The organism is Paraburkholderia sp. USG1 (assembly GCF_031570135.1).
Lineage (GTDB): Bacteria > Pseudomonadota > Gammaproteobacteria > Burkholderiales > Burkholderiaceae > Paraburkholderia > Paraburkholderia dioscoreae.
In genome coordinates this window covers 44,400-69,610 of the sequence record NZ_JAMWXW010000036.1, presented here as the reverse complement: position 1 = coordinate 69,610, position 25,211 = coordinate 44,400, and the positions used below count along the sequence as shown (strand labels likewise).

Annotated in this window: 25 protein-coding genes; 12 read left to right on the top strand and 13 right to left on the bottom strand. The window is 63.0% G+C overall.

Features of this window, described 5'->3' with window-relative positions:
• Nucleotides 1-22: 22 nt before the first annotated feature.
• On the top strand, nt 23-436 hold the full coding sequence (locus NE850_RS33710; protein ID WP_007175642.1) for a group II truncated hemoglobin: 414 nt from the start codon (nt 23-25) through the stop codon (nt 434-436).
• A complete protein-coding gene (locus tag NE850_RS33705; RefSeq protein WP_007175641.1) occupies nt 429-1,064 on the top strand; it encodes a DUF924 family protein in 636 nt (211 codons plus the stop codon). The genes NE850_RS33710 and NE850_RS33705 overlap by 8 nt, the downstream gene beginning before the upstream one ends.
• A gap of 144 nt (nt 1,065-1,208) precedes the next feature.
• Here the strand turns inward: NE850_RS33705 and NE850_RS33700 are convergent, their stop codons facing one another.
• The 10 genes from NE850_RS33700 to NE850_RS33655 all read right to left on the bottom strand — a co-directional run bounded on the left by NE850_RS33700 (nt 1,209) and on the right by NE850_RS33655 (nt 8,823).
• Nucleotides 1,209-1,955 carry an SDR family oxidoreductase gene (locus NE850_RS33700; protein ID WP_007175640.1) on the bottom strand — a complete coding sequence of 249 codons (747 nt, stop codon included), beginning with the start codon at nt 1,953-1,955 and terminating at the stop codon, nt 1,209-1,211.
• A 24-nt stretch (nt 1,956-1,979) separates the two neighbouring features.
• Nucleotides 1,980-2,564: a TIGR00730 family Rossman fold protein gene (locus NE850_RS33695; RefSeq protein ID WP_310699947.1), complete on the bottom strand. Its 585-nt coding sequence runs from the start codon at nt 2,562-2,564 to the stop codon at nt 1,980-1,982.
• Nucleotides 2,565-2,566: 2 nt separating this feature from the next.
• Nucleotides 2,567-3,292, bottom strand: coding sequence for a TetR/AcrR family transcriptional regulator (locus NE850_RS33690; RefSeq protein ID WP_007175638.1), 726 nt, complete (start codon nt 3,290-3,292; stop codon nt 2,567-2,569).
• 206 nt (nt 3,293-3,498) lie between these two features.
• The gene (locus NE850_RS33685) at nt 3,499-4,158 is read right to left on the bottom strand and encodes a diacylglycerol kinase (protein ID WP_007175637.1); all 660 of its coding nucleotides are present in this window, start codon (nt 4,156-4,158) and stop codon (nt 3,499-3,501) included.
• Between the two features lie 20 nt (nt 4,159-4,178).
• Complete coding sequence (locus NE850_RS33680) at nt 4,179-5,210, bottom strand: glycosyltransferase family 1 protein (protein WP_007175636.1); 1,032 nt, start codon at nt 5,208-5,210, stop codon at nt 4,179-4,181.
• Nucleotides 5,211-5,240: 30 nt separating this feature from the next.
• Nucleotides 5,241-6,182 carry a UDP-2,3-diacylglucosamine diphosphatase gene (locus NE850_RS33675; RefSeq protein WP_007175635.1) on the bottom strand — a complete coding sequence of 314 codons (942 nt, stop codon included), beginning with the start codon at nt 6,180-6,182 and terminating at the stop codon, nt 5,241-5,243.
• Nucleotides 6,183-6,518: 336 nt separating this feature from the next.
• Nucleotides 6,519-7,040 carry an RDD family protein gene (locus NE850_RS33670; protein ID WP_035516326.1) on the bottom strand — a complete coding sequence of 174 codons (522 nt, stop codon included), beginning with the start codon at nt 7,038-7,040 and terminating at the stop codon, nt 6,519-6,521.
• A 13-nt stretch (nt 7,041-7,053) separates the two neighbouring features.
• A complete protein-coding gene (locus tag NE850_RS33665; RefSeq protein ID WP_007175633.1) occupies nt 7,054-7,818 on the bottom strand; it encodes a DUF3106 domain-containing protein in 765 nt (254 codons plus the stop codon).
• 16 nt (nt 7,819-7,834) lie between these two features.
• The gene (locus tag NE850_RS33660; RefSeq protein WP_007175632.1) at nt 7,835-8,263 is read right to left on the bottom strand and encodes a DUF3619 family protein; all 429 of its coding nucleotides are present in this window, start codon (nt 8,261-8,263) and stop codon (nt 7,835-7,837) included.
• Entirely contained in the window at nt 8,260-8,823 is a 564-nt protein-coding gene (locus tag NE850_RS33655) for an RNA polymerase sigma factor (RefSeq protein ID WP_011487480.1), read from the bottom strand. The genes NE850_RS33660 and NE850_RS33655 overlap by 4 nt, the downstream gene beginning before the upstream one ends.
• A gap of 352 nt (nt 8,824-9,175) precedes the next feature.
• Between NE850_RS33655 and NE850_RS33650 the strand changes: the two genes are divergently transcribed.
• The 6 genes from NE850_RS33650 (at nt 9,176) to NE850_RS33625 (ending at nt 16,289) form a co-directional block, all read left to right on the top strand.
• On the top strand, nt 9,176-10,939 hold the full coding sequence (locus NE850_RS33650; RefSeq protein ID WP_310699946.1) for an acetolactate synthase 3 catalytic subunit: 1,764 nt from the start codon (nt 9,176-9,178) through the stop codon (nt 10,937-10,939).
• A gap of 134 nt (nt 10,940-11,073) precedes the next feature.
• Nucleotides 11,074-11,565, top strand: a complete 492-nt coding sequence (gene ilvN, locus NE850_RS33645) for an acetolactate synthase small subunit (RefSeq protein ID WP_007175629.1) — start codon at nt 11,074-11,076, stop codon at nt 11,563-11,565.
• 121 nt (nt 11,566-11,686) lie between these two features.
• The gene (ilvC, locus tag NE850_RS33640) at nt 11,687-12,703 is read left to right on the top strand and encodes a ketol-acid reductoisomerase (protein ID WP_007175628.1); all 1,017 of its coding nucleotides are present in this window, start codon (nt 11,687-11,689) and stop codon (nt 12,701-12,703) included.
• A gap of 130 nt (nt 12,704-12,833) precedes the next feature.
• Nucleotides 12,834-13,472, top strand: a complete 639-nt coding sequence (locus NE850_RS33635) for a phosphatidylserine decarboxylase (RefSeq protein ID WP_007175627.1) — start codon at nt 12,834-12,836, stop codon at nt 13,470-13,472.
• A gap of 24 nt (nt 13,473-13,496) precedes the next feature.
• Nucleotides 13,497-14,363 (top strand): CDP-diacylglycerol--serine O-phosphatidyltransferase, encoded by an 867-nt coding sequence (gene pssA / locus NE850_RS33630; RefSeq protein ID WP_007175626.1) that lies wholly within the window; start codon nt 13,497-13,499, stop codon nt 14,361-14,363.
• A 378-nt stretch (nt 14,364-14,741) separates the two neighbouring features.
• Nucleotides 14,742-16,289, top strand: coding sequence for a 2-isopropylmalate synthase (locus NE850_RS33625; RefSeq protein ID WP_007175625.1), 1,548 nt, complete (start codon nt 14,742-14,744; stop codon nt 16,287-16,289).
• Between the two features lie 100 nt (nt 16,290-16,389).
• On the opposite strand, the gene NE850_RS33620 is transcribed toward NE850_RS33625, so the two are convergent.
• From NE850_RS33620 to NE850_RS33610, 3 genes are all read right to left on the bottom strand, one after another.
• Nucleotides 16,390-17,970, bottom strand: coding sequence for a SulP family inorganic anion transporter (locus NE850_RS33620; protein ID WP_007175624.1), 1,581 nt, complete (start codon nt 17,968-17,970; stop codon nt 16,390-16,392).
• 76 nt (nt 17,971-18,046) lie between these two features.
• Nucleotides 18,047-18,682: a carbonic anhydrase gene (locus tag NE850_RS33615; protein ID WP_035516324.1), complete on the bottom strand. Its 636-nt coding sequence runs from the start codon at nt 18,680-18,682 to the stop codon at nt 18,047-18,049.
• 225 nt (nt 18,683-18,907) lie between these two features.
• Nucleotides 18,908-19,459: a hypothetical protein gene (locus NE850_RS33610; protein ID WP_310699943.1), complete on the bottom strand. Its 552-nt coding sequence runs from the start codon at nt 19,457-19,459 to the stop codon at nt 18,908-18,910.
• 184 nt (nt 19,460-19,643) lie between these two features.
• On the opposite strand from NE850_RS33610, the gene NE850_RS33605 reads away from it, so the two are divergent.
• The 4 genes from NE850_RS33605 to NE850_RS33590 all read left to right on the top strand — a co-directional run bounded on the left by NE850_RS33605 (nt 19,644) and on the right by NE850_RS33590 (nt 25,188).
• Nucleotides 19,644-21,050: a branched-chain amino acid ABC transporter substrate-binding protein gene (locus tag NE850_RS33605; protein ID WP_007175621.1), complete on the top strand. Its 1,407-nt coding sequence runs from the start codon at nt 19,644-19,646 to the stop codon at nt 21,048-21,050.
• Nucleotides 21,051-21,226: 176 nt separating this feature from the next.
• On the top strand, nt 21,227-21,499 hold the full coding sequence (rpsO, locus tag NE850_RS33600; protein WP_007175620.1) for a 30S ribosomal protein S15: 273 nt from the start codon (nt 21,227-21,229) through the stop codon (nt 21,497-21,499).
• Between the two features lie 345 nt (nt 21,500-21,844).
• Nucleotides 21,845-23,995, top strand: a complete 2,151-nt coding sequence (pnp, locus tag NE850_RS33595) for a polyribonucleotide nucleotidyltransferase (RefSeq protein ID WP_007175619.1) — start codon at nt 21,845-21,847, stop codon at nt 23,993-23,995.
• A 176-nt stretch (nt 23,996-24,171) separates the two neighbouring features.
• Complete coding sequence (locus NE850_RS33590; protein WP_310699940.1) at nt 24,172-25,188, top strand: NAD(P)H-quinone oxidoreductase; 1,017 nt, start codon at nt 24,172-24,174, stop codon at nt 25,186-25,188.
• Nucleotides 25,189-25,211: the final 23 nt, after the last annotated feature.

The window sequence follows — 25,211 nt, the reverse complement described above, 5'->3', positions numbered from 1 at the left end:
ATTTTCTGGTTGATGAGTGGGTATGAGCGATTTGAACGACGAAGTGTCCGCGGCGCAGCCGACGGCCTTCGAACTGGTGGGCGGCGAAGCGCGCGTGCGCGAACTGGTTGACCGCTTTTACGATCTGATGGATCTCGAAGCGGATTTCGCCGGAATCCGGGCTTTGCATCCGCAATCGCTCGACGGTTCGCGCGACAAGCTGTTCTGGTTTTTGTGCGGATGGATGGGCGGCCCGGATCATTACATCAGCCGGTTCGGTCATCCGCGTTTGCGCGCGCGGCATCTGCCGTTCGCGATCGCCTCCAGCGAGCGGGATCAGTGGCTCAGGTGCATGGCGTGGGCGATGGAAGATGTGGGTCTTGCCGAGCCGCTGAGGGAACGCCTGCTCGGCTCGTTTTTCGAAACGGCTGACTGGATGCGCAACCGGAATGGTTGAGAAGGTCGGCCATGCCGGTCGCACGGCTTCACCGGACTATGCCGCTCTGCCTCAGCAGGTCCTTGAGGTTCTCGACTGCTGGTTCGGCGCACCGGGCACGCCGGAGTTCGGCAGCGCTCGCAAATGCTGGTTTTCACGCGACCAGGCGTTCGACACGATGCTGCGGCAACGCTTCGGTACCCTGATCGATGCGGCAAGCGAGTCCATGCTCGACCACTGGGCGGCAACGCCGCTCGGCGCGTTGTCGCTCGTCATCGTGCTGGACCAGTTTTCCCGCAATTGTCATCGCGGCACATCGCGCGCATTCGCTGCCGATCAGAAAGCACTGCGCACCGCGCAGCAGATGATCGCAAGGGGAGCCGACTGCCTGTTGCCTGGCGTGCATCATCGCGCGTTCGCCTATCTGCCTTTCGAGCATGATGAAACGATCGCGAGTCAGCGCGAGTCGGTGCGTCTGTTCAAGCAGTTGGCAGCGGAGCCGGGCGGCGCGTCGTATTACCGGTCCGCTGTGCGGCACGCGCAAGTCATCGAGCGATTCGGGCGCTTTCCGCATCGCAATGCGCTGCTTGGGCGTTCCTCGACGACCCAAGAAACCGCGTTCCTGCGCGAACCCGGCTCGTCGTTCTAGACACAAGGCAAACGCATACGACGCTGTTTCTATCAGGCGAGTGCAGCCGCTGACATACGCACGAACACCCGCACGAACACCCGCACGAACACCCGCACGAACACCCGCATCACGACAAGGAACGTTGCAGGAGCAAAGCAGCCTCTAGCGGCCGCCGGACACGTCGAGCAAAGCACCCGTCACATACGAGGCGGCGTCGCTCAGCAACCAGACGATGGTTTCGGCCACTTCGCCGGCCGTGCCGGGACGGCCCAGCGGTGTGGTCGCGCCGAGTTGCACGGCGCGCTCGGGCTTGCCGCCGCTCGCGTGGATCTCGGTGTCGATGAGACCGGGGCGCACTGCGTTCACGCGCACGCCTCGCGGACCAAGTTCCCTGGCAAGGCCGAGCGTCATCGTATCGACGGCGCCTTTCGAGCCGGCATAGTCGACATATTCGTTCGGTGAACCGAGACGCGACGCCGCCGACGAAACGTTGACGATCACGCCGCCCGCGCCGCCGCGATCGGTCGACATGCGCCGCGCGGCTTCGCGCGCGCAGAGATACGCGCCCAGCACGTTGACGTCGAACATGCGCTTCAGGCGCGCGAGGTCCATGTCGGCGAGCTGGCTGGAAGGCGCGACGATTCCAGCGTTGTTGACGAGCGCATCGAGCCGCCCGAACTTCTGCTGGAGCGCGTCGAACATGGCGAGCACGTGGGCTTCGTTGGCGACGTCGCCGGCGATCGTCAGCGCGCGGCCACCGGCGCGTTCCACTTCGGCGGCGGTGTCCTGCGCCGCGGCGAGATTACGCGCGTAATTCACGCCGACGGACCAGCCGCGCGCGCCCAGCAAACGCGCGGTTGCGCGGCCAATGCCGCGGCTGCCACCGGTGATCAGAACGGCTTTCGTCATCGCAACCTCATGGTTCGGGCAGAGTCAGACCGCGTCGCGGCTGATTGCCCACTTGTCGCTGGCGGGTGGCTGATAGCGTTGCAGCTTGCCGATCAGCGCGGCAGGATCGGCGTCGATCTGCAGGATGTCGAAATAGGTCTGGCGCATGAAACCTTCTTCGACGGTGTGCTGCAACAGCTTGATCAGCGGGTCGTAGAAGCCGTCGATATTCAGCAGCGCCACCGCTTTCTGGTGATAGCCGAGTTGCGCCCATGTGTAGACTTCGAACAGCTCTTCAAGCGTGCCCGCGCCGCCCGGCATCGCGACGAACGCGTCGGACAGGTCGGCCATCATCTTCTTGCGATGATGCATGTCGGGCACCACATGCAGTTCGGTCAGGCCGTCGTGGCCGACTTCCTTGTTGACCAGAAGCTCGGGAATCACACCGATCGCACGGCCGCCTTCGGCCATCACCGTGTCGGCGATCACGCCCATCAGGCCGACCTTGCCGCCGCCGTAGACGAGCGCGAGATCGGCTTGCACCAGCGCGTGGCCAAAGGCGCGCGCGGCTTGCGCGTACAACGGTTTGGCCCCGCTGGAGGAGCCGCAATACACACACACCGACTTCATGCTCAGGCGTCCTTCGGTTCGTTGCGGGGCGCGGCGCCTTCCTTGGGCGGCAGGTAGTCGTAAAACTCGCGCTTGGGCAGCTTGCCCGACACGAGATCGTCGAAAATCTGCCGCGAGCGGCCGCGCAGATAAGGTGCCATCAGCGACACGATCTGCACGCTCACCTGGTGCAGTTCCGCGCGAATCGCTTCCTGCTCGTTGTATTTGCGCGGGTTCATCACGAACTGATACGACAGCCAGTACGTGCCGATCACGCCGACGTTGGTGGCGATCACTTGCAGCTCTTCCGGCGTGGCGACCATTTCGCCGTCGGCCACGAGCTGTTCGCAGAACTGGCTCGCAAAACGCACCTTGTGGCTGATGATCTGCTTGAAATGCGTTTCGAGCGTGCGATTGCGTGCCAGCAGATCGTTCAGATCACGATACAGGAAACGATAGCGCCAGGTGAAATCGACCATGTACTGCAGGTACGACCACATTTCGTCGATGGTCGCGCGGTGGTCGTCGGGGAAACGCAGACGCTTTTCGATCTCCTGCTCGAACTGGCTGAAGATGCTGTTGATGATGTCGTCTTTGTTGCGGAAGTGGTAGTACAGGTTGCCTGGACTGATTTCCATTTCCTCGGCGATCGTCGTCGTCGTGACGTTCGGCTCGCCGATTTCGTTGAACAGTTTCAACGACAGTTCGAGAATCCGTTCGCGCGTGCGGCGGGGAGGTTTGGCTTCCATGTCGTCCGGCCCTGGTTACGCCGGGCTGGGACGCACGGCGGCGTGCCGCTCTTCGCGTGATCCGCCCGGACGCGGTTGGTGTATCGAACGATTATAAACCGAGCGTTCTTATGCCAAGGGGATACTCAGGGTTTTCATTCATCGAGGCGATGTCGCGTGTGGTTCGACGGCGGCATGGCCGCACAAAAGCGGCTCGCGGCACGACCTCACAGCCATGCCTTGAGCCATTGCACGACGAGCGGCCCGACGATCAGCAACCACGTCATCAGGCACATGCCGAGCGCGACCATCACGGCCGCGCTGCCGAGATCCTTGGCGCGTCGCGAGAGTTCGTGGCGTTCGAGCGAAATCCGGTCGATGGCCGCCTCCACGCTCGAATTGAGCAGCTCGACGATCAGCACGAGCAGCACGGAGCCGAGCAGCAAGACGCGCGACACCGGATCGACCGGCACCAGCACGCCGCACGGAATCAGGATCGCTGCGAGCGTGAGTTCCTGGCGAAACGCGCTTTCCTCGCGAATCGCCACGCGAAAGCCGGCGAGTGAGTTTTTCATCGCGTGCCACGCGCGCGTGACGCCGCGATTGCCCTTGTACGGATTGAAGGGCAGGGGCGCGAGCGGATCGTCGGGACTGAGCGGTTCATGCGGCGCGTCGTGTTGCACGTCGTGTTGCGTGCCGGGCTGCGTGTCGTGTGCCGTGCTTTTGGCAACGCTCGCGCCGTTAAAGCCGTTCAAACCATGCGCGCGATCTGCATGATTCGGCGCGCCCGGTTCGCTCACGTCGTCGAACGGTTCGATGCTGTCGGTATCGACGGCACGCAGCGCGCCGTTCGACGCGCGTGCCGCGCTGGAGGGTCTGGTTCGCATGGACAGCTCCGCGCGCCGCGTCATGCGGCGGCGCTTTCCTCGCGGTACGCTGCGCGCGGGAGCGGCTTCAGATGCGCGGCGAACTGCTCGGAGGCCGCCCCCCAAGAGAAGCGTTCGGCCCACGCGCGCGCATGATTGCGATCGATCTTCAGGGCTTCCAGGCAGGCTTCGCGCAGATCCTCGTGCATTGCACCCGCGCCGCCTTCGCCGAGCACGTCGATCGGACCGGTGACCGGATACGCCGCGACCGGCGTGCCGCAGGCAAGCGCTTCGAGCAACACGAGTCCGAACGTGTCGGTACGGCTCGGGAATACGAAGACGTCCGCCGCCGCATAGACCTTCGCGAGCTCAGCCTGCGTAAGCACGCCCAGGTAATTCGCTTGCGGATAACGGGACTTCAGTTCGGCGAGCGCCGGGCCTTCGCCGGCAACCCACTTCGAGCCGGGCAGATCGAGCTTCAGAAATGCCTCGACGTTTTTCTCGACCGCCACGCGTCCCACGTACAGAAAAATCGGCCGGGCGGTGTTGAGCACCTTCGAGTCCATCTGGTGAAAGATGTCCAGGTCGACGCCGCGCGTCCACAGCACGACGTTGGTGAAGCCGAACTTTTCGAGGTCGGTCTTGACGACCGGCGTGGGCGCCATCACGGCCAGCGACGGCTTGTGGAACCAGTGCAGGAACTTGTAGGTCGCGGCGAGCGGCATGCCGAAGCGCGCCTGCACGTACTCCGGAAAACGCGTGTGATAAGCGGTCGTGAACGGCAGCTTGTGCTGGATCGCGTAGGCGCGCGCGGCCATGCCGAGCGGACCTTCGGTGGCGATGTGCAAGGCGTCGGGCGCGAAGGCGTCGATACGCTGGCGCAGCTTGCGGCGCGGCAGCAGCGACAGACGGATCTCCGGATACGTCGGGCAAGGGATCGTCCTGAATTCGAGCGGTGTCAGCAGATCGACGCGGTGGCCGAGCGCGCTCAGTTCGCGCGTGGTGTTTTTCAGCGTGCGTACGACGCCATTGACCTGCGGTTCCCACGCATCGGTGACGATCATGATCTTCATCGGTTTTGGCCCAATAGAAGTTAAGAGGGATTACGCGGTCGCCCGGGCCTTTTGCACGCCCACTTCCGGGGAGCGCATCACGGTCCAGTAGATCACCTTCAATTCGCCTTCATACGTCTCGACGAGTGCCGACAGGCTTTCGACCCAGTCGCCGTCGTTGCAATACAGCACGCCGTCGATATCGCGTATCTCGGCTTTGTGGATGTGTCCGCAGACCACGCCGTCGCAGCCGCGGCGGCGCGCTTCGTCGGTCATCACGCGTTCGAACGACGAGATGAAATTCACCGCGTTCTTCACCTGATGCTTCAGGTACTGCGACAGCGACCAATAGGGAAAACCGAGCCGGCTGCGGATCCGGTTGAACCAGCGGTTCAGGATCAGGATCATCGTGTAGAGCGTGTCGCCGAGGTAGGCGAGCCACTTGGCGTGCTGGATCACGCCGTCGAACAGATCGCCATGCACGATCCACAGACGCTTGCCGGCGAGCGTGGTGTGAAACGCCTCGCCGCGCACGTGGATGTCGCCGAACGCGAGGTCGCAGAACTGGCGCGCGGCTTCGTCGTGATTGCCGGGCACGTAGATCACCTGGGTGCCTTTGCGCGCCTTGCGCAGCACTTTCTGCACGACGTCGTTGTGCGCCTGCGGCCAGTACCAGCCTTTCTTCAACTGCCAGCCGTCGATGATGTCGCCGACCAGGTACAGATACTCCGACTCGTTGTGGCGCAGGAAATCGAGCAGATAGGGCGCCTGGCAGCCGCTCGAGCCGAGATGGATGTCGGAGAGCCAGATGGTGCGGTAGCGGTGGGGCGCGGCGTGGTCGTCGTCGTGCTGACCGGCGTTGACGTCGAACGGCAGTGGCGCCACGGGCAACGGCAAGCCGTGACCCTGATTGGGTTCCGGGTGGAACGCGACGGAGTCGACGCTCGGGCCGGTCTGGCGGAACAGGGAAGTCGCGGACGTTTTGGGGTCCATGGCTCACGCATCGAGTTGCGGTGTGCGTATTGGGCCGGGTGTGCGTGACTGTGCCGTGACAGTCATGAGAAGTTCTTATTACTGCGCGGCGCGGGGGAGATGAGGCGGTGGGGTGGGATGCGGGACGATGAGGTGCGAGAGGCGGGGAAACGGGAGAGGCGTGGAGAGCGAGAGGCGGGGAAACGGGAGACGCAGCACGGTGCGATGAGCGATGAAGCGGAAGACGCGGCGAATTGCGGGAGGCGGAACTCAGCGCGCGACAGGCCGGCTGGCGCGGCTCGCACGATGTGGTGTCGATCGACAGGAGCGCGAATAATCGGCCGGCTAGCCGACCGCTCAGCGCGAGACGCTGACGACCCGTGTGCCGGCGAGGCGATCGTGCAGGAACTGGCGCAGCGGATCGAACCGGCCGGTGGCGGCCCACAGTACGAACCAGATGCCGGCGATCAGCAAGGTTTGCGGCAGCGTGAGCCCAAGCAGCGGATGCAGCGCGAGCGGTGGCAGAAACCACAGCCACGCAAGCACGTAGCGAGCGATGGCGCGGCCGGCGGAGAGCGGCGCGCCGTTTGCGGCGACGACGCGCAGGCGCCAGGTTTTCATCGGCAGGGTCTGGCCGCTGTGAGTCCAGAACCAGACGAAATACACGCCGACCACCACGCCGATCCATGCCGCCAGCAGGTTGTGATGAGTCAACCCATTGCGTTGCTGCGTTAGCGTGCTGAACAGATAGCCGGCGACGAACACCACGCCGAACAGGATCAGCGCTTCGTAGAGCAGCGCCGCGAGACGCCGCCGGACGGTGGGCACGCTGCCGCTCGTATCAGCGGGTGATGCCGGAGTCGTGAGCGGCTGGGACACAGTCGGGCGCCGGTCAGGAGCCGTTGAAGATCGACGGCGCTTCGGCCGGCGAAACGGGCAGTGGCGTAGCGGGCACGAAGCTGCCGGCGGCGGGCACCGGCGGCGCGGCGGCCGGGCTCGGCAACGACGCGGCTGCGGCTACCGCGGCGCTTGCCGCCGCGGCGCCGCTCGCGCCGTGCTCACGCGCATTGACGAGGCGGTCGAGCCCTTTGATCTCAGTGCGGCCCGAGGGCGGCGCGCTGACCACGCTGGGCCGCCGCTTACGCTCGCTGGCGGCGAGCCGCTCCTTCTGCTCTTCGGGCAACTGCTGATAGGCCTTCCACGCGTTCTGACGGGTTTCGCGCGGCAATTCCTTCGACACCTGATAGTTTTCGCGCGCGACACGCCGCTGATCGGGCGTCATGCGGGTCCACTCGGTCATGCGTTCATGCAGGCGTTTTTGTGCATCCGGCGACATCTTCGGATAACGCGACGCGATCTTGATCCATTTGCGCTTGCGTTCTTCGCTAAACGAATCCCATTGGGATTCGAACGGTGCGAGAGCGATATGCTCGGCCGCGGTCAGGTGCGACCACGCCATCGGGCTGTTGCTGCCAGGCAGGCTGGGCAATTCGACGGCGAGCGTGGGCGCGGGCGCCTTGGCGGTGGCGTTGCCGCCCGCAACGGGGGCGCTAACAGCGGACGGGCCCGGATAAAAGCGCGGATATGTCGCGGCAAACGACACCAGCGCCGCGATCGTGCATCCGAAAACAACGGCCAGGCCGCGCTTGTAACTCACCCGGAAAATCTCCCGCTCAGTGGGCGCGTGAAAGGTACGCGTTGAAACCGTGGTCGAGATAGGCATTGAGCGGCAGGTCGTCGCTTAGCATGGCGGCATCGATATCGGCGAGCTCGGCGGTGCGTTGCTGGTCTTCCCAGTAGGCAATGCCCACGAGGCTGACGACCAGCGCGGCGAGCGGCCACGCAAGGGCAAAGCGGCGCAGCGGCGAACGGCGGCGCTGCGGCAGTTCGACCTGCGGCATGCCGGCGGACATGCCCGCAGCGGCGAAGGCCGGCACGAACACGGGCGCGCTCACGGTTTCGGGCTTCTTGCGGGCGAGCGCGGCACGGCGCGCCGCGGCGAGCCGATCGACGGCGGCAGACGGAATATTGGCAGCGTTTTCGTCGAGCGCGCGGCGCACCTGGCGGGCGAACTCGAGTTCTTTCGTTTCGAGGGAGCTCATAGCGTGATTCCTTTGGCCTTGAGCGCTTGCGCCAGCGTGTGGGTGGCCCGCGAGCAGTGCGTTTTCACACTGCCTTCGGAGCAGCCCATTGCGGCGGCAGTCTCGGCGACATCCATATCTTCCCAATAACGCATGAGAAACGCCTCCCGTTGACGTGCCGGTAATTTTTGGATCTCGTCGTCGATTAACTGCAGAACCTGTTCGCGTTCGAGTTTCTGTTCGTTGCTCTCGGCGCCCGCCGAGCCCTGCTGTGCCTCGAATGTTTCGAGGGGGTCGAATTCGTCGTCGTCGGCGTTGCCGAGCGAGGAAAACAGACTAACCCAAGTATTGCGCACTTTGGCACGACGGAAATAGTCGTGCATCGCATTCTGGAGAATACGCTGAAACAGGAGCGGAAGTTCGGCGGCCGGACGATCGCCGTATTTTTCGGCGAGCTTGATCATCGCGTCCTGCACGATGTCGAGCGAGGCGTCGTCGTCCCGCACGGCGTAGACCGTCTGCTTGAATGCGCGCCTTTCGACGCCCGCCAGAAAATCGGCGAGTTCCTTGTCTGATGCCATCCGTTTGGGGGTCGGCGCAGCGAGCGTGCGCGTAATCGGTCGAAAAATGTCGTAAAACTCGCGGATGCTAACAAACTTTTGCGCCGCGCGGGCGAAACGTGATTCACCTTGCATCTCGATAACAGCCTTCCGGTCAATATCGCGAGTCCGGCGCAGCGCGCCCAGGCAATATTTGCTTGACCGCGCGGGCGTCTGCAGATATCGTCGCTGGTTCGCAACATAAGTGACTTGTCTCATTGAGGTGTGGCCCAAGAAGCTCACCTGTCAACTGGACGCGCCGCTTGAACCCGAGCCACAAGCCCGGCAGAGAGCACCCGATCAATTTTTTGCCGAAAATTCGAAAGGTGAATAAATGAATATGCCCAGCGCGGAATTCTCCACGTCGGATACGACCCCTCATCCCGAAGCTGACTCTATCGGCGCCACCGTGCTTATGAAAGCACTGGCCGACGAAGAGGTCGAGTTTGTCTGGGGCTATCCCGGCGGCTCGGTACTCTACATTTACGACGAGCTGTACAAGCAGGACAAATTCCAGCACATCCTCGTGCGTCACGAGCAGGCCGCGGTCCACGCCGCCGACGCCTACGCGCGTTCCACCGGCAAGGTCGGTGTGTGCCTCGTGACCTCCGGCCCCGGCGTCACCAATGCGGTGACCGGCATCGCCACCGCCTACATGGATTCGATTCCGATGGTGGTGATCAGCGGCCAGGTGCCGACTGCCGCGATCGGCCAGGATGCGTTCCAGGAATGCGACACGGTCGGTATCACACGCCCTTGCGTGAAGCACAACTTCCTCGTGAAGGACGTGCGCGACCTCGCCGCCACCGTCAAGAAAGCCTTCTACATTGCCCGTACCGGCCGTCCCGGCCCGGTGCTGATCGACATTCCGAAAGACGTGTCGAAGGCGCCTTGCCAGTACGAACCGCTCAAGAGCGTGTCGCTGCGCTCGTACAACCCGGTCACGAAGGGCCACTCCGGCCAGATCCGCAAAGCGGTCGCGCTGTTGCTGTCGGCCAAGCGTCCGTACATCTATACCGGCGGCGGCATCATTCTCGCGGACGCATCGCGTGAGTTGAACCAGTTCGCCGACCTGCTCGGCTACCCGGTCACCAATACGTTGATGGGTCTGGGCGGCTACCGCGCGAGCGACAAGAAATTCCTCGGCATGCTCGGCATGCACGGCACGTACGAAGCCAACATGGCGATGCAGCACTGCGACGTGCTGATCGCGATCGGCGCGCGTTTCGACGACCGTGTGATCGGCGACCCGGCGCACTTCGCGTCGCGTCCGCGCAAGATCATCCATATCGACATCGATCCGTCCTCCATCTCCAAGCGCGTCAAGGTCGACATTCCGATCGTCGGCGACGTGAAGGAAGTGCTGAAGGAGCTGATCGAGCAGCTGCAAACGGCCGAGCATGGCCCGGACACCGCGGCGCTCGCCGATTGGTGGAAGGACATCGAAGCCTGGCGCGCGAAAGACTGCCTCAAGTTCGACCGCAAGAGCGACATCATCAAGCCGCAGTACGTGGTGGAAAAGGCATGGGAACTGACCGACGGCAATGCCTTCGTGTGTTCCGACGTCGGCCAGCACCAGATGTGGGCGGCCCAGTTCTATCGCTTCAACAAGCCGCGCCGCTGGATCAACTCCGGTGGTCTCGGCACGATGGGCTTCGGCCTGCCGGCGGCGATGGGCGTGAAGATGGCGCACCCGGACGACGACGTGCTCTGTATCACGGGCGAAGGCTCGATCCAGATGTGTATCCAGGAGCTCTCCACCTGCAAGCAGTACGAGACTCCGGTGAAGATCATTTCGCTGAACAACCGCTATCTGGGCATGGTGCGCCAGTGGCAGCAGATCGAATACAGCAAGCGCTATTCGCATTCGTACATGGATGCGCTGCCGGATTTCGTGAAGCTCGCCGAAGCGTACGGCCACGTCGGCATGCGTATCGAACGCACGGCCGACGTCGAACCGGCGCTGAAGGAAGCGCTGCGCCTGAAAGATCGCACGGTGCTTCTCGATTTCCAGACCGATCCGACCGAAAACGTCTGGCCGATGGTTCAGGCCGGCAAGGGCATCACCGAGATGCTCATGGGTTCGGAAGATCTATAACGACGGCGCGCTTGGGTTCATTCACCTGAGCGCAGCGTTGGCTTCGTCCTGCGCGCCTTCATGAAAGGCGACCAGCGGACGAAGCGGCGCAAACCGTTCGCAGACATCGACAAAACATCTGGAAGAAGCGAATCATGAGACACATCATTTCCGTCCTGCTGGAAAACGAACCGGGCGCGTTATCACGCGTGGTTGGTCTCTTCTCGGCACGCGGCTACAACATTGAAACCTTGACGGTGGCTCCGACCGAAGACCGTTCGCTGTCGCGCATGACCATCGTCTCCATTGGCTCGGACGACGTGATCGAACAGATCACGAAGCATCTGAACCGCCTGATCGAGGTGGTGAAAGTGGTCGACCTTACCGAGGGCGCCCACATCGAGCGCGAGCTGATGTTGATCAAGGTGAGGGCGGTCGGCAAGGAACGTGAGGAGATGAAGCGGATGTCGGATATTTTCCGCGGCCGCATCATCGACGTCACCGAAAAGACCTACACGATCGAACTGACGGGCGCGAGCGACAAGCTCGATGCCTTTATCGAAGGGCTCGACGCCACCGCGATTCTCGAAACGGTCCGCACGGGCAGTTCGGGTATCGGGCGCGGCGAGCGCATTCTGAAGGTGTGACGCGCGAGCGTTCAACTCGTCTCGATCCAGACCGGGCAGTGGCTGCACGAACCCGGTCCAGCAACAACTATATGCAGTATCTGAATCTCACTGAATCATCGAATTTAGCCAAGGAACCGACATGAAAGTTTTCTACGACAAGGACGCCGACCTCTCCCTCATCAAGGGCAAGCAAGTCACCATCATCGGCTATGGCTCGCAAGGCCATGCGCACGCGCTGAACCTGAAGGAAAGCGGCGTGAACATCACCGTCGGTCTGCGCAAGGGCGGCGCATCGTGGAGCAAGGCTGAGAACGCCGGCCTGCAGGTCAAGGAAGTGGCGGAAGCCGTCAAGGGCGCAGATGTGGTCATGATGCTGCTGCCGGACGAGCAGATCGCCGAAGTCTATGCGAAGGAAGTGCACGCCAACATCAAGCAAGGCGCGGCGCTCGCTTTCGCACACGGCTTCAACGTGCATTACGGCCAGGTGATTCCGCGTGCCGACCTCGACGTGATCATGATCGCGCCGAAGGCGCCGGGCCACACGGTTCGCGGCACCTACTCGCAAGGCGGCGGCGTGCCCCACCTGATCGCTGTCGCGCAGGACAAGTCGGGCGCAGCGCGTGACATCGCTCTCTCGTACGCTGCGGCGAACGGCGGCGGCCGTGCCGGCATCATCGAAACCAACTTCCGCGAAGAAACGGAAACCGACCTGTTCGGCGAACAGGCCGTGCTGTGCGGCGGTACGGTCGACCTGATCAAGGCCGGCTTCGAAACGCTGGTGGAAGCGGGCTACGCGCCGGAAATGGCGTACTTCGAATGCCTGCATGAACTGAAGCTGATCGTCGACCTGATCTACGAAGGCGGCATCGCGAACATGAACTACTCGATCTCGAACAACGCCGAATACGGCGAGTACGTGACGGGTCCGCGTATCGTGACGGCTGAAACGAAGAAGGCGATGAAGGCTGTGCTGACCGACATTCAAACGGGCGAGTACGCGAAGAGCTTCATCCTCGAAAACAAGGCCGGCGCGCCGACGCTGCAATCGCGCCGCCGTCTGACGGCCGAACATCAGATCGAACAGGTCGGTTCGAAGCTGCGCGCCATGATGCCGTGGATCGCGAAAAACAAGCTGGTCGATCAGTCGAAGAACTAAGCTAGTCTTGGGTTAGGTCCGGCGCGGCGCTGTGCCGCAACAGCCGGACAAATCAAAAAGCCGTCCAAGGGTGCTGAACCCTGGGCGGCTTTTGCTATCCTACGGTTTTACAAAAACACAGAAGCCATTCATGAATTACCCTCATCCGATCATCGCGCGAGAAGGCTGGCCGTTCATCGCCATCGCGGCCGTCGTTGCATTACTGATTCACTTCTTCGCGGGGTTCGGCGTTTCATGGCTGTTCTGGCTGCTGCTGATTTTCGTCGTGCAGTTCTTCCGCGACCCGGCACGCCCGATCCCCACTCAGGCAAATGCCGTGCTGTGCCCGGCCGACGGCCGTATCGTCGCAGTCGAAACCGCGCACGATCCGTATGCCAATCGTGAAGCGCTGAAGATCAGCGTGTTCATGAACGTCTTCAACGTCCACTCGCAACGCTCGCCGGTGGATGGCGCGATCTCCAAGGTCGAATATTTCCCGGGCGCGTATCTGAATGCCGCAGTGGACAAGGCTTCCACCGAAAACGAACGCAATGCGATCGTGATCGAAATGGCCGGCGGCCAGACTGTGACTTCGGTGCAGATCGCCGGTTTGATCGCGCGGCGCATTCTTTGCTACGTACGGGCAGGTGAGCCGCTCACCCGTGGCCAACGTTACGGATTTATCCGCTTCGGTTCGCGCGTCGACGTGTATCTGCCGGTGGGCAGCCGTCCGCGTGTGTCGATCGGCGAGAAGGTTTCCGCGTCGTCCACGATCCTCGCTGAACTATAAAGCGGCACCAAGGAGGTTTTCCGAATGGCCGCATTCAAACCGCGTCGACCCCGTAACAGCGGACCGCTGCCGCGTCCGTTCCGCCGTAACAAGCCGATGGTGACGGAGGCGGCGGTCGACAGCCGGCGCGCGCAGCGCCAGCAGTTCCTGAGAAAGCGCGGCATCTATCTGCTGCCGAATGCCTTCACCACGGCGGCGCTGTTCTGCGGCTTCTTTGCCGTGGTGCAGGCCATGAATGTGCGCTTCGAGGTCGCGGCCATCGCGATCTTCGTGGCAATGGTGCTCGACGGCATGGACGGCCGCGTCGCCCGCATGACGCACACGCAAAGCGCGTTCGGCGAGCAGTTCGACAGCCTGTCGGACATGGTGTCGTTCGGCGTGGCACCGGCGCTCGTGATGTACGAGTGGATACTGAAGGATCTCGGCCGCTGGGGCTGGCTCGCAGCGTTCGTCTACTGTTCGGGTGCGGCATTGCGTCTCGCGCGTTTCAACACGAACATCGGCGTGGTCGACAAGCGTTTCTTCCAGGGCATGCCGAGCCCGGCCGCGGCTGCGCTGATCGCCGGTTTCGTGTGGCTCGCCACGGACAACCGCGTGCCGCTCAAGCTCGTCTGGCTGCCCTGGGTTGCCTTCGTGCTGACCATCTACGCCGGCGTGACGATGGTGTCGAACGCGCCGTTCTATAGCGGCAAGGCGCTCGACGTGCGGCATCGCGTGCCATTCGGCGTGATCCTGCTGGTGGTGGTTGCGTTCGTGCTGGTGTCCTCCGATCCGCCGCTGATGCTGTTCGGCCTGTTCGTGCTTTACGGCCTGTCCGGCTACGTGTTCTGGGGTTATCAGGCGTTGCGGGGCAGGGCCAATCCGGCTCGGTCGGTGGCGCGCGACAGATAATCGTTCGCTTGCGCGAGCTGTTGAACCACATGAGAAAACGGCGGCTTCTGGCTGCCGTTTTTCGTTTGCCGGGCCCGTCCGACGGCGCCGGCAGGCAGGTCCGGCGCCAATTGCATGGCGGCGGGAATGCCGCTATAGTCGTTGGATGAATGCGTTCACGTTCCTTGTCGAGCCGCGCCATGAGCTTCCCTAGGCCGGTGCGCCGCTGAACATGCCAATGCAGGAGTGCCCGCTGCGCTGATCGTCGCGCTTTCGTCACGTTGATCGTTTTTGCCCTCCGTCTGCCTCGTCTGTGATCGAGTATTGCCAGCGCTAGCGCAGACAACCGAATTCCAATATCCCATCCCCACAATTGAACGACTCCGCAGGAGACTCGACATGTCCGACAAACTGATCATATTCGACACCACGTTGCGAGACGGCGAACAATCGCCCGGCGCGTCGATGACGAAAGAAGAAAAAATCCGTATCGCGAAGCAGCTCGAACGGATGAAGGTGGACGTGATCGAAGCAGGCTTCGCGGCAAGCTCGAACGGCGACTTCGATTCGATCCATACGATCGCCGGGCTGATCAAGGACAGCACGATCTGTTCACTGGCCCGCGCGAACGACAAGGACATTCAGCGCGCGGCCGACGCGCTCAAACCAGCCGATCACTTCCGCATCCATACGTTCATCGCAACTTCGCCGTTGCACATGGAAAAGAAGCTGCGCATGACGCCGGATCAGGTGTTCGAGCAGGCAAAGCTGGCAGTGCGTTTCGCCCGCAAATTCACCGACGACGTCGAGTTTTCGCCGGAAGACGGCAGCCGCTCGGATATGGACTTTCTGTGCCGCGTGCTGGAAGCCGTGATTGCCGAAGGCGCGACCACCATCAATATCGCGGATACGGTCGGCTACGGCGTGCCGGAGTTGTACGGTCAGCTCGTGAAAACGCTGCGCGAGCGCATTCCGAACTCGCATAAAGCCGTGTTCTCGGTGCATTGCCACAACGACCTCGGCATGGCGGTGGCGAATTCGCTGGCCGGCGTGCAGATCGGCGGTGCGCGCCAGGTCGAGTGCACGATCAACGGTCTCGGTGAGCGCGCGGGCAACACGTCGCTCGAAGAAATCGTCATGGCCGTGAAGACCCGCAGGGATTACTTCGGGCTCGATATCGGTCTCGATACCACGCAGATCGTGCCGGCTTCGAAGCTGGTGTCGCAGATCACCGGTTTCGTCGTCCAGCCGAACAAGGCGGTGGTCGGTGCGAACGCGTTCGCGCATGCTTCGGGCATCCACCAGGACGGTGTGCTGAAGGCGCGCGATACCTACGAAATCATGCGTGCCGAAGACGTGGGCTGGAGCGCGAACAAGATCGTGCTCGGCAAGCTGTCAGGACGTAACGCGTTCAAGCAGCGTCTGCAGGAACTGGGTATCGCGCTGGATAGCGAAGGCGAGTTGAACACGGCGTTCGCGCGCTTCAAGGAACTGGCCGACCGCAAGTCGGAAATCTTCGACGAAGACATCATCGCGATCGTCACGGAAGAATCCGCCGAGGCGCAGGAAAAAGAGCACTACAAGTTCCTCTCGCTGTCGCAACATTCGGAAACCGGCGAGCAGCCGCATGCGAAGATCGTGTTCTCCGTGGAAGGCAAGGAAGTGACCGGCGAAGCGCGCGGCAACGGCCCGGTCGACGCCACGCTGAACGCGATCGAAACGGAAGTGGGCAGCGGTTCGGAATTGCTGCTGTACTCGGTGAACGCGATCACCACCGGCACCCAGGCGCAAGGCGAAGTGACCGTGCGTTTGTCGAAGAGCGGGCGCATCGTCAACGGCGTGGGCACCGATCCGGATATCGTCGCGGCTTCCGCGAAGGCGTATATCTCCGCGCTCAACAAGCTGTATTCGAACGTGAACAAGTTGAATCCGCAACGTTCGGAGTGAGCGAGGCAAAGGCAGCGCGCAGACGGCGCGGCTGCCTGTCCGTCACAGGAGTCGCAAAAGCCCCGTGTCTTGAATGGCATGGGGCTTTTGCATTGAGGCGTCACTCTGTCGCCGTGCGCCGCATCGACCAGCCGCGTGATGCGCGCGCCTGTGCCTGAACCTGATGCCGCACTTCGACGGCAATGCCGCGGCCCGGCGCGTCCGCCACGAACGTATCGAGCAGGTCGCGCACGTCGTGGTCGACGAAATCGGCGCGCGTCGCATCGACGATCAGGGTGGCGCCGTCGGGAATCTGCTGCAGGTAGTGCTTGAGCGGCACTTTGCCGAGAAACGACACGTCCTTGCGAAACGACAGCAGATAGTGATCGCCGTGTTGCGCGAGCACGATCGGGCTACGCAGATTCGCATACAGCGCGAGCAGCACGCTGCACAGAGTGCCGAGCACGATGCCGATCAGCAGATCGGTGGCGAGCACGCCGACCAGGGTGACGATAAACGGTGCGAACGGCGCGAAGCCCTGTTTCGCCACGGCGACGAACAGCGACGGCTTGGCGAGCTTCAGCCCGGTGAAGATCAGGATCGCCGCGAGGCAGGCAAGCGGAATCAGGTTGATGACGCTGGTGAGCGCGAACACGCTGACGAGCAGCAGCACGCCGTGAATGATCGCCGAGAGCCGGCTCTGCGCACCCGCATGTACATTGGCCGAGCTGCGCACGATCACCGACGTGATGGGCAGTCCGCCGATCGCACCGGCAATCAGATTGCCCACGCCTTGTGCCTTCAGTTCGCGATCCGGCGGCGCGGCGCGTCGTTCGGGATCGATCTGCTCGACCGCTTCGAGGCTCAGCAGTGTTTCAAGGCTTGCGACGATCGCCAGCGTGATGGCCACGCGCCAGACATCCGGATTGACGAGTTGTGCGAAGTGCGGCCCGAAGTCAGCCCACTCGAGCGCGAGTTGCAACGCGGCGAACGATTCGAGCGGCGGCAGGGCGACCCGATGTTCTGCGGGTGGCGCGAGCGACGGCGCCAGTACGCTGAGCAGCAACGTCGCGCCGATCCCGAGCAGGACGACCGCAAGCGGTGCCGGTACGCGACGCACCAGCACGAAGCGGCGTAGTGCACGCGTTTCCCAACCGACCAGAATCGCCAGCGACAGCAACGTGATCACGCAGGCCGCCAGCGAAATCGAACCGAACGGTGTGCTAATCGAGCCGGCGGCATGCGCAACGGATTGCGCGGCGGCCGCCGCGTCCGTGCCGGACAGCCCGAGCGCGAGCGGGAACTGCTTGACGATCAGCAACACGCCGATAGCCGCGAGCATGCCCTTGATCACCGGCGAGGGCACGTAGGCGGCGAAGCGGCCGGCTTTGAGCATGCCGAAACCGAACTGGATCGCGCCGGATAGCAGCACCGCCAGCAGGAAGGCGGAGAAACTGCCGAGTTGCGCGATCCCGTCGATCACAATCACGACGAGGCCCGCCGCCGGACCGCTCACGCTCAGGCGCGAGCCGCTCAGCACGGCCACCACGAGCCCGCCGACAATGCCCGAGACGAGCCCGGCAAAAGGTTCGACGCCCGATGCATTGGCGATGCCCAGACAAAGCGGCAGCGCCACCAGAAAAACGACCGTGCCCGCTAGCAGGTCGCGCTGAAACGTGGAGAAAAAAGCTCGAAGGTTCATGGTGTCGGTGCAGTAAAGAGTGAGGCCTGGTACGCGGCGAAAGCTGAACCGCTCCGGAGTCGCAAGAGGTGCCGCGTTAAGCGGCGCTGTGGGCGGCGGTCGTGCAGGTCATCGCGTCGTCGGCTTCGTAGCCGGACGTGAGGACTTTGATGCGGCCGTCTTCGAGCGCGAAGATCCAGCCGTGCACGAGCGGCGCCGGATCGGCGTCCCGCACGATAGGGTGCGCGCGTAACCCGCGTACCTGTTCGAGCACGTTCAGCTCGGCGAGGCGGTCGATACGCTGCCGCTCGTTCGCTTGGCCATCCAGTTCTTCGTGATGTGCTTTAGCGAGTGCGCACAGCGGCGCGATCCGCCGATTCACGTGCGGCAGGCCCGGTTCGGGCGGCAGAAGGGCTGCGCGCACGCCGCCGCATCCATAATGGCCGCAGACGATCACATGGCCGACCTTCAGCACCTTCACCGCATATTCGAGGACGCTCGCCGAGTTGTCGTCGCCGGCCTGAAAGAGATTGGCGATGTTGCGGTGGACGAACAGGTCGCCCGGCTCGCAATGCGTGATGGTCTCGGCGGGCACGCGGCTGTCCGAGCAGCCGATCCAGAGCACGTGAGGATTCTGCCCGCGCACCAGATTGCGGAAAAACGCGGGGTTGCGCACGGCGGTTTCGTGCGCCCAGGCGACATTGGCGACGAGGAGGCGTTTGGGACGGTTCATCGAGAGGGCTCCGTAAGTAAGGCGCATTGATTCGGCGCCGAATTCACGGCTACGCTCGCGCGGCCTCATGAGAGGCCGGCTCCAAATCAATTATTACGAAAGCCTTTCTACCAAAAAATAAATCCGCTGTGCACGAAATAAAATTCGCTGTCATGCGCAATAAATAAAAAAAAGCCGCCTGGGAAGGCGGCTTCGTAGATGCAGGGCTTGCGGGCCTGGATTCGCTCAGAACAGGCTGCGGCGATCCGGATCATGCAACGGATCGGGCGTTTTCTGCGTGAGCCGCACAATGCCCTGGTCGTCGAAATAAAAGCTGTACATCATGTACCAGACGTTGTCTTCCAGATAGCGATAGGTCCAGACTTCGCGCTTCATCAACGGAAAGTATGCCGTTTCGACCGGGCGGCCGAAGTTCACCAGCACGTCGCTCTTGGTCCATTTGCCGATTTCCGCGCGGTAGAACTCGTTGGGTTGCAGCACCTGGCGCACGTTGACGATCTTGCCGGATGCGTCGATGTCGGCCGCGGTGGTGGTTTCGCCCATTGGCTGGGTTGGCCACATCAGCCGCTTGCCGCCGTTCGGCAGGTCGTAGCTTTCGCGCGGCGGCCCGAGACGCGCGACGATGGTCGATTCGTCCGCGCCTTGCTGGTATTGCTGCCAGGGCTGCACGCAGCCGGCGAGCACCAATGCGCTCAGGCAAACGAGCGCCGCGCGGCGCAGGCGCCTTGCGGCCAGCGCTCCGATCGAGGCCGCCGTGACGTGGTGGCGGTTGAACATGTATTCCTCCGATGGCGTGTGAGTAGCGGTTTTTATCATCGAGACGCATTATTTTGACACGCGCTGCGGTAAAAGATTTGCGCTTCGTGAAGAGCCGGCCGGGAATGACAGTAACGGTTGCGCCGGCTTGCTTATTCCGTCGTGAACGACCTATGATCCGCGCTTTCACCAATCAGGCGGGGCGATGACGATGGCGAAGTGGCAACGGACGGCGACGGCGCTGGCGGCGATTTTGATGACGGCGGCAGCGCACGCGGCGGGCGAGCCGGCGGCTAAGCCCGTGGCCGGCGCCGCAGCTAGTCCGGCAGCCAGTCCGGCAGTTAGTCCGGTAGCGAAGCCAGCGGCTAACGCCCCAGCAATACCGCCAGCTAACGCCGCAGCGAAGCCCGCGAGCAAACCCACCGGCGCGCCGATCCAACTGGCGCTGATCGAAGGCATGTCCGGCCCGTTCGCCAACGCAGGCGCGGCGGTGGAGCGCAATCTGCGCTTCGGTGTCGAGCAGGTGAACGCGCATGGCGGCGTAAAGCTTGCCGACGGTGCGCATCCGTTCGAACTGGTCGTGCTCGACAGCAAGGGCGGCACCGAAGAGGCGCTCACGCAGCTGCGGGCGGCCGCCGACCGCCATATCGGCTACATCATGCAAGGCAACAGCTCGGCGGTCGCCGCCGCGCTGATCGGCGCGATCGACAAGCAGAACAGCCGCGAACCGGGCAACCGCGAACTGTTTCTCAACTATTCCGCCGACGACCCCGCCCTCACCAACGCCAACTGCAGCTTCTGGCATTTCCGTTTCGACGCTCACGCGGGCATGCGCATGGACGCGCTGGCCGACGTGATCCAGCGCGACAAGGCGGTGAAGAAGGTCTATCTGCTGAACCAGGATTACAGCTTCGGCCACGATGTGAGCAGCCTCGCGCGTTCGGCGCTGGCGGTGAAGCGGCCGGACATCGCGGTGGTCGGCGACGAATTTCATCCGATCGGCCGCGTGAAGGACTTCGCGCCGTACGTCGCGAAGATCCGCGCGAGCGGGGCGGACGCCGTGATCACGGGCAACTGGGGCAACGACCTGACGCTGCTCGTCAAGGCCGCGCGCGAGCAGGGGCTGGACACGAAGTTCTACACGTTCTACGGCAACAGCCTGGGGGCGCCCGCCGCTCTGGGCGACGCCGGCGTGGGCCACGTGGTCGCCGTGGCCGACTGGCATCCGAATGCCGGCGGAGCGGCTTCCGACGCGTGGTACGCCGCCTTCCGGGCCCGCTTCCGGGCCGCGCAGGACGATTATCCGGTGCTGCGCATGCCGCTGATGATCGAAACCCTGGCCGCGGCGATGTCCCGCGCCGGCAGCGCCGACCCGACTGCGGTGGCGCGAGCCCTCGAAGGGATCAAATTCGACAATGGCTTTCACGCCTCGTGGATGCGCGCCGACGACCATCAACTTATCCAGCCCCTTTACGTGATGGAAATGGACAAAGCCGGTACGCCGGGCGTGCATTTCGATAACGAAGGCTCCGGCTACGGCTTTCGCACGGTGCTGGCGTTGCCGCCCGAGCGCACCGTCTTGCCGACCGTCTGCAGGATGAAGCGGCCATGACGCCGGCGAGGCGCGCGCCATCGCCCGATCCAGCGGGGTTCGCGGCCGGAATGGGCTGTGCTACAATACGCGTCCCGTTGTGAGGCAGGCCTTTATCCAAGGCATGTGAGCACACGGGTAACCCACGGCACGGCCTTTCTTCCGTGACCGCCTGTCTAGTTCTTAAGGAAATCGACATGTCCGCAGTTGAAACAAGCAAGAAGTCCGAAGTCGTCGCGCAATTCGCACGCGCAGCTAACGACACCGGCTCCCCCGAAGTTCAGGTCGCGCTGCTCACGACCCGTATCAACGAACTGACCGTTCACTTCAAGGCCCACTCGAAAGACCACCACAGCCGCCGCGGTCTGCTGCGCATGGTGAGCCGCCGTCGTAAGCTGCTCGACTACCTGAAGGGTAAGGACGCGGATCGTTACCGCGCACTGATCGAGAAGCTGGGTCTGCGTAAGTAATCGGCCAGTCGTTCAGCAAGATGCCTGTGTCAGTTCCACTGATACAGGCATTTTGTTTTTGCACGGTGCGCTTCATGTGATGCGCGCCGGCTGTTCTCCGCAGTGGCGTGCCGGTTCATGCGGCGGGAGCAGGAAGCAGCAGTAAAGCAGTAGAGCAGGCAGTAAAAAAGAGATTCATGGCCGGGCTTCAGGGGCGGAGCTTTGTGTCATTCCAGCGGTTCGCGCGCGTACTCAACGTAAAGCGTGGTTCTCTGGAATGGCATAACACTACTCTTCCCATGCGGCGCCGGTCCTGGCGTTGCCGCGCCGCTTCTGGTTCGCGCGGCATTACGAAGAGGAAAAGCAATGACTATGTTCAATAAGATCGTCAAAGAATTTCAGTGGGGACAACATAAAGTTCGCCTCGAAACCGGCGAAATCGCTCGCCAGGCGAGCGGTGCCGTAATCGTCGACGTCGAAGATACCGTGGTGTTGGCCACCGTGGTGGGCGCCAAGACGGCCAAGCCGGGTCAGGACTTTTTTCCGCTGACCGTCGACTACCTCGAAAAGACCTACGCCGCCGGCAAGATTCCGGGTGGCTTCTTCCGTCGCGAAGGCCGTCCGTCGGAAGGCGAAACGCTGATCTCGCGCCTGATCGACCGTCCGTTGCGTCCGCTGTTCCCGGAAGGCTTCTACAACGAAGTCCAGGTCGTGATCCACGTCCTGTCGCTGAACCCGGAAATCCCCGCTGACATTCCCGCGCTGATCGGCGCGTCGGCGGCGCTGGCCGTGTCCGGTCTGCCGTTCAACGGCCCGGTCGGCGCAGCACGCGTGGCCTACATCAACAACGAATACGTGTTGAACCCGACGCGTCCGCAAATGAAGGAATCGGCGCTCGACCTGATCGTCGCCGGTACGGAACGCGCGGTGCTGATGGTGGAATCGGAAGCGCAGCAACTGAGCGAAGAAGTGATGCTCGGCGGCGTGGTGTTCGGTCATGAGCAAATGCAGATCGCGATCGACGCGATCCACGATCTGGTTCGCGAAGGCGGCAAGCCGGAATGGGACTGGAAGCCGGCAGCGAAGAACGAGCCGCTGATCGCACGCGTAACGGAATTGGCGCAAGCCGACCTGCTCGCCGCTTACCAGTTGCGCGACAAGCAGGCCCGTTCGGCCAAGCTGAAGGAAATCTACGCAGCCACGTCGGCGAAGCTGGAAGAAGACGCGGCAGCAGGCGGCACGGTGGCGGCCGACAAGGCAACCGTCGGCAACGTGCTGTTCGATATCGAAGCGAAGATCGTCCGTACGCAGATCCTGAACGGCGAGCCGCGTATCGACGGCCGCGACACGCGTACCGTGCGCCCGATCGAAATCCGTACCGGCGTGCTGCCGCGTACGCACGGTTCGGCACTGTTCACGCGCGGCGAAACGCAAGCGCTGGTGGTGGCCACGTTGGGCACGAAGGGCGACGAGCAGAATATCGACGCGCTCGAAGGCGAGTACCGCGAACGCTTCATGCTCCACTACAACATGCCTCCGTTCGCGACCGGCGAAACGGGCCGCGTCGGTTCGCCGAAGCGCCGTGAAATCGGTCACGGCCGCCTGGCCAAGCGCGCGCTGGCTGCGTGCCTGCCGAGCGCCGACGAATTCGGCTACTCGATTCGCGTCGTGTCGGAAATCACGGAATCGAACGGTTCCTCGTCGATGGCTTCGGTGTGCGGCGGCTGCCTCGCGCTGATGGACGCCGGCGTGCCGATGAAGGCGCACGTCGCCGGCATCGCGATGGGCCTGATCCTGGAAGGCAACAAGTTTGCCGTGCTGACCGACATCCTCGGCGACGAAGATCACCTCGGCGACATGGACTTCAAGGTGGCGGGCACGGAACAAGGCGTGACCGCGCTGCAAATGGACATCAAGATCCAGGGCATCACCAAGGAAATCATGCAGGTCGCCCTCGCGCAAGCGAAGGAAGGCCGTCTGCATATCCTCGGCAAGATGACCTCGGCGGTGTCGGGCGCGAACACGGTGCTGTCGGACTACGCACCGCGCATGATCACCATCAAGATCAATCCGGAAAAGATCCGCGACGTGATCGGCAAGGGTGGTTCGGTAATCCGCGCGCTGACCGAAGAAACCGGCACGACGATCGATATTTCGGACGACGGCGTCGTCACCATCGCCAGCACGAGCAGCGAAGGCATGGCCGAAGCGAAGAAGCGTATCGAGAACATCACGCTGGAAGTCGAAGTGGGCCAGGTGTACGAAGGCACCGTGCTCAAGCTGCTCGATTTCGGCGCGATCGTGAACATCCTGCCGGGCAAGGACGGTCTGCTGCACATCTCCGAAATCGCCAACGAGCGTATCAAGGACATCAACGACTACCTGAAAGACGGCCAGCAGGTGAAGGTCAAGGTCATCCAGACGGACGAAAAGGGCCGCGTGCGTTTGTCGGCCAAGGCGTTGCTGAACGACGCGGCGAATGGTGCGCCGCAAGGCGAGCCGACGCCGCAGCAGTAATGCGGTAGCGGGACAACGGCCGGCAGCGTGAATGCGCGCCGGCCGTTTTTCATGAAGGGTTCAGGTGCATTGCGCTGCACGCGGGCGCCCCGGAGAAAATCCCGTCGGGCAGGCAAACGGGTACTCTGTTTGTTCATGCCGGCATGCAACGCAATCCAATCTTGGAGCTGACGCAGATGAAAGCGATCGAAATCACCGAATTCGGTGCACCGGAAGTCCTGAAGGTGGCCGAGCGGCCCACGCCGCAGCCGGCCGCGGGCGAGGTGCTGATCAAGGTGGCCGCATCCGGCATCAACCGTCCGGACGTGTTCCAGCGCAAAGGCGGCTATGCGCCGCCGCCGGGCGCGTCGGATCTGCCGGGGCTGGAAGTGGCGGGAGAAATTGTCGGCGGTACGATCGACGAGAAGAACAACCCGTTTGGCCTGAAAGTCGGCGATCGCGTATGCGCGTTGCTCGCCGGCGGCGGCTATGCGGAATACGCGGTCGCACCGCTGCTGCAGTGCCTGCCGGTGCCGGCAGGCTTGTCGGACGTCGAAGCGGCTTCGCTGCCGGAAACATTCTTCACGGTGTGGAGCAATGTGTTCGACCGTGCTCAACTCGGCAAGGGGGAAGGTGCGCCGGACGAAACGCTGCTGGTACAAGGCGGTTCCAGCGGCATCGGCGTGACGGCGATCCAGATTGCGCATGCGCTCGGTTTTCGCGTGTTCGCGACCGCCGGGTCGGACGAGAAGTGCCGCGCGTGCGAAGCGTTGGGCGCCGAGCGGGCGATCAGCTACAAGACTGAAGATTTCGTCGAAGTGATCAAGTCGCTGACCAACGATCGCGGTGTCGACGTGGTTCTCGACATGGTGGCGGGCAGTTATGTGTCGCGTGAGCTGACGGCTTTGGCCGACGGCGGACGCATCGTGCTGATCGCATTGCTGGGCGGCGCGAAAGCGGAACTGAACCTGAACGAAGTGCTGCGCCGCCGTTTGACGGTGACCGGTTCGACGCTGCGTCCGCGGCCGATCGAATTCAAGGCGAAGATTGCCGCGCAACTGAAAGAGCGCGTCTGGCCGCATCTCGAAGATGGCAGCATCAAGCCCGTGGTGCATCGCGTGTTTCCGGCCGCGCAGGCTGCCGACGCACACGCGCTGATGGAAAGCAGCACGCATGTCGGCAAGATCGTGCTGTCTTGGGGCCAGGACGCTTGACACGGTCGGTTTGACCCGATCCA

Coding starts and splice junctions, on each gene's coding strand:
- NE850_RS33710 (WP_007175642.1), top strand. CDS start 23: ATGAGCGATTTGAACGACGAAGTGTCCGCGGCGCAGCCGACGGCCTTC.
- NE850_RS33705 (WP_007175641.1), top strand. CDS start 429: ATGGTTGAGAAGGTCGGCCATGCCGGTCGCACGGCTTCACCGGACTAT.
- NE850_RS33700 (WP_007175640.1), bottom strand. CDS start 1,955: ATGACGAAAGCCGTTCTGATCACCGGTGGCAGCCGCGGCATTGGCCGC.
- NE850_RS33695 (WP_310699947.1), bottom strand. CDS start 2,564: ATGAAGTCGGTGTGTGTGTATTGCGGCTCCTCCAGCGGGGCCAAACCG.
- NE850_RS33690 (WP_007175638.1), bottom strand. CDS start 3,292: ATGGAAGCCAAACCTCCCCGCCGCACGCGCGAACGGATTCTCGAACTG.
- NE850_RS33685 (WP_007175637.1), bottom strand. CDS start 4,158: ATGCGAACCAGACCCTCCAGCGCGGCACGCGCGTCGAACGGCGCGCTG.
- NE850_RS33680 (WP_007175636.1), bottom strand. CDS start 5,210: ATGAAGATCATGATCGTCACCGATGCGTGGGAACCGCAGGTCAATGGC.
- NE850_RS33675 (WP_007175635.1), bottom strand. CDS start 6,182: ATGGACCCCAAAACGTCCGCGACTTCCCTGTTCCGCCAGACCGGCCCG.
- NE850_RS33660 (WP_007175632.1), bottom strand. CDS start 8,263: ATGAGCTCCCTCGAAACGAAAGAACTCGAGTTCGCCCGCCAGGTGCGC.
- NE850_RS33655 (WP_011487480.1), bottom strand. CDS start 8,823: ATGGCATCAGACAAGGAACTCGCCGATTTTCTGGCGGGCGTCGAAAGG.
- NE850_RS33650 (WP_310699946.1), top strand. CDS start 9,176: ATGAATATGCCCAGCGCGGAATTCTCCACGTCGGATACGACCCCTCAT.
- ilvN (WP_007175629.1), top strand. CDS start 11,074: ATGAGACACATCATTTCCGTCCTGCTGGAAAACGAACCGGGCGCGTTA.
- ilvC (WP_007175628.1), top strand. CDS start 11,687: ATGAAAGTTTTCTACGACAAGGACGCCGACCTCTCCCTCATCAAGGGC.
- NE850_RS33635 (WP_007175627.1), top strand. CDS start 12,834: ATGAATTACCCTCATCCGATCATCGCGCGAGAAGGCTGGCCGTTCATC.
- pssA (WP_007175626.1), top strand. CDS start 13,497: ATGGCCGCATTCAAACCGCGTCGACCCCGTAACAGCGGACCGCTGCCG.
- NE850_RS33625 (WP_007175625.1), top strand. CDS start 14,742: ATGTCCGACAAACTGATCATATTCGACACCACGTTGCGAGACGGCGAA.
- NE850_RS33620 (WP_007175624.1), bottom strand. CDS start 17,970: ATGAACCTTCGAGCTTTTTTCTCCACGTTTCAGCGCGACCTGCTAGCG.
- NE850_RS33615 (WP_035516324.1), bottom strand. CDS start 18,682: ATGAACCGTCCCAAACGCCTCCTCGTCGCCAATGTCGCCTGGGCGCAC.
- NE850_RS33610 (WP_310699943.1), bottom strand. CDS start 19,459: ATGTTCAACCGCCACCACGTCACGGCGGCCTCGATCGGAGCGCTGGCC.
- NE850_RS33605 (WP_007175621.1), top strand. CDS start 19,644: ATGACGATGGCGAAGTGGCAACGGACGGCGACGGCGCTGGCGGCGATT.
- rpsO (WP_007175620.1), top strand. CDS start 21,227: ATGTCCGCAGTTGAAACAAGCAAGAAGTCCGAAGTCGTCGCGCAATTC.
- pnp (WP_007175619.1), top strand. CDS start 21,845: ATGACTATGTTCAATAAGATCGTCAAAGAATTTCAGTGGGGACAACAT.
- NE850_RS33590 (WP_310699940.1), top strand. CDS start 24,172: ATGAAAGCGATCGAAATCACCGAATTCGGTGCACCGGAAGTCCTGAAG.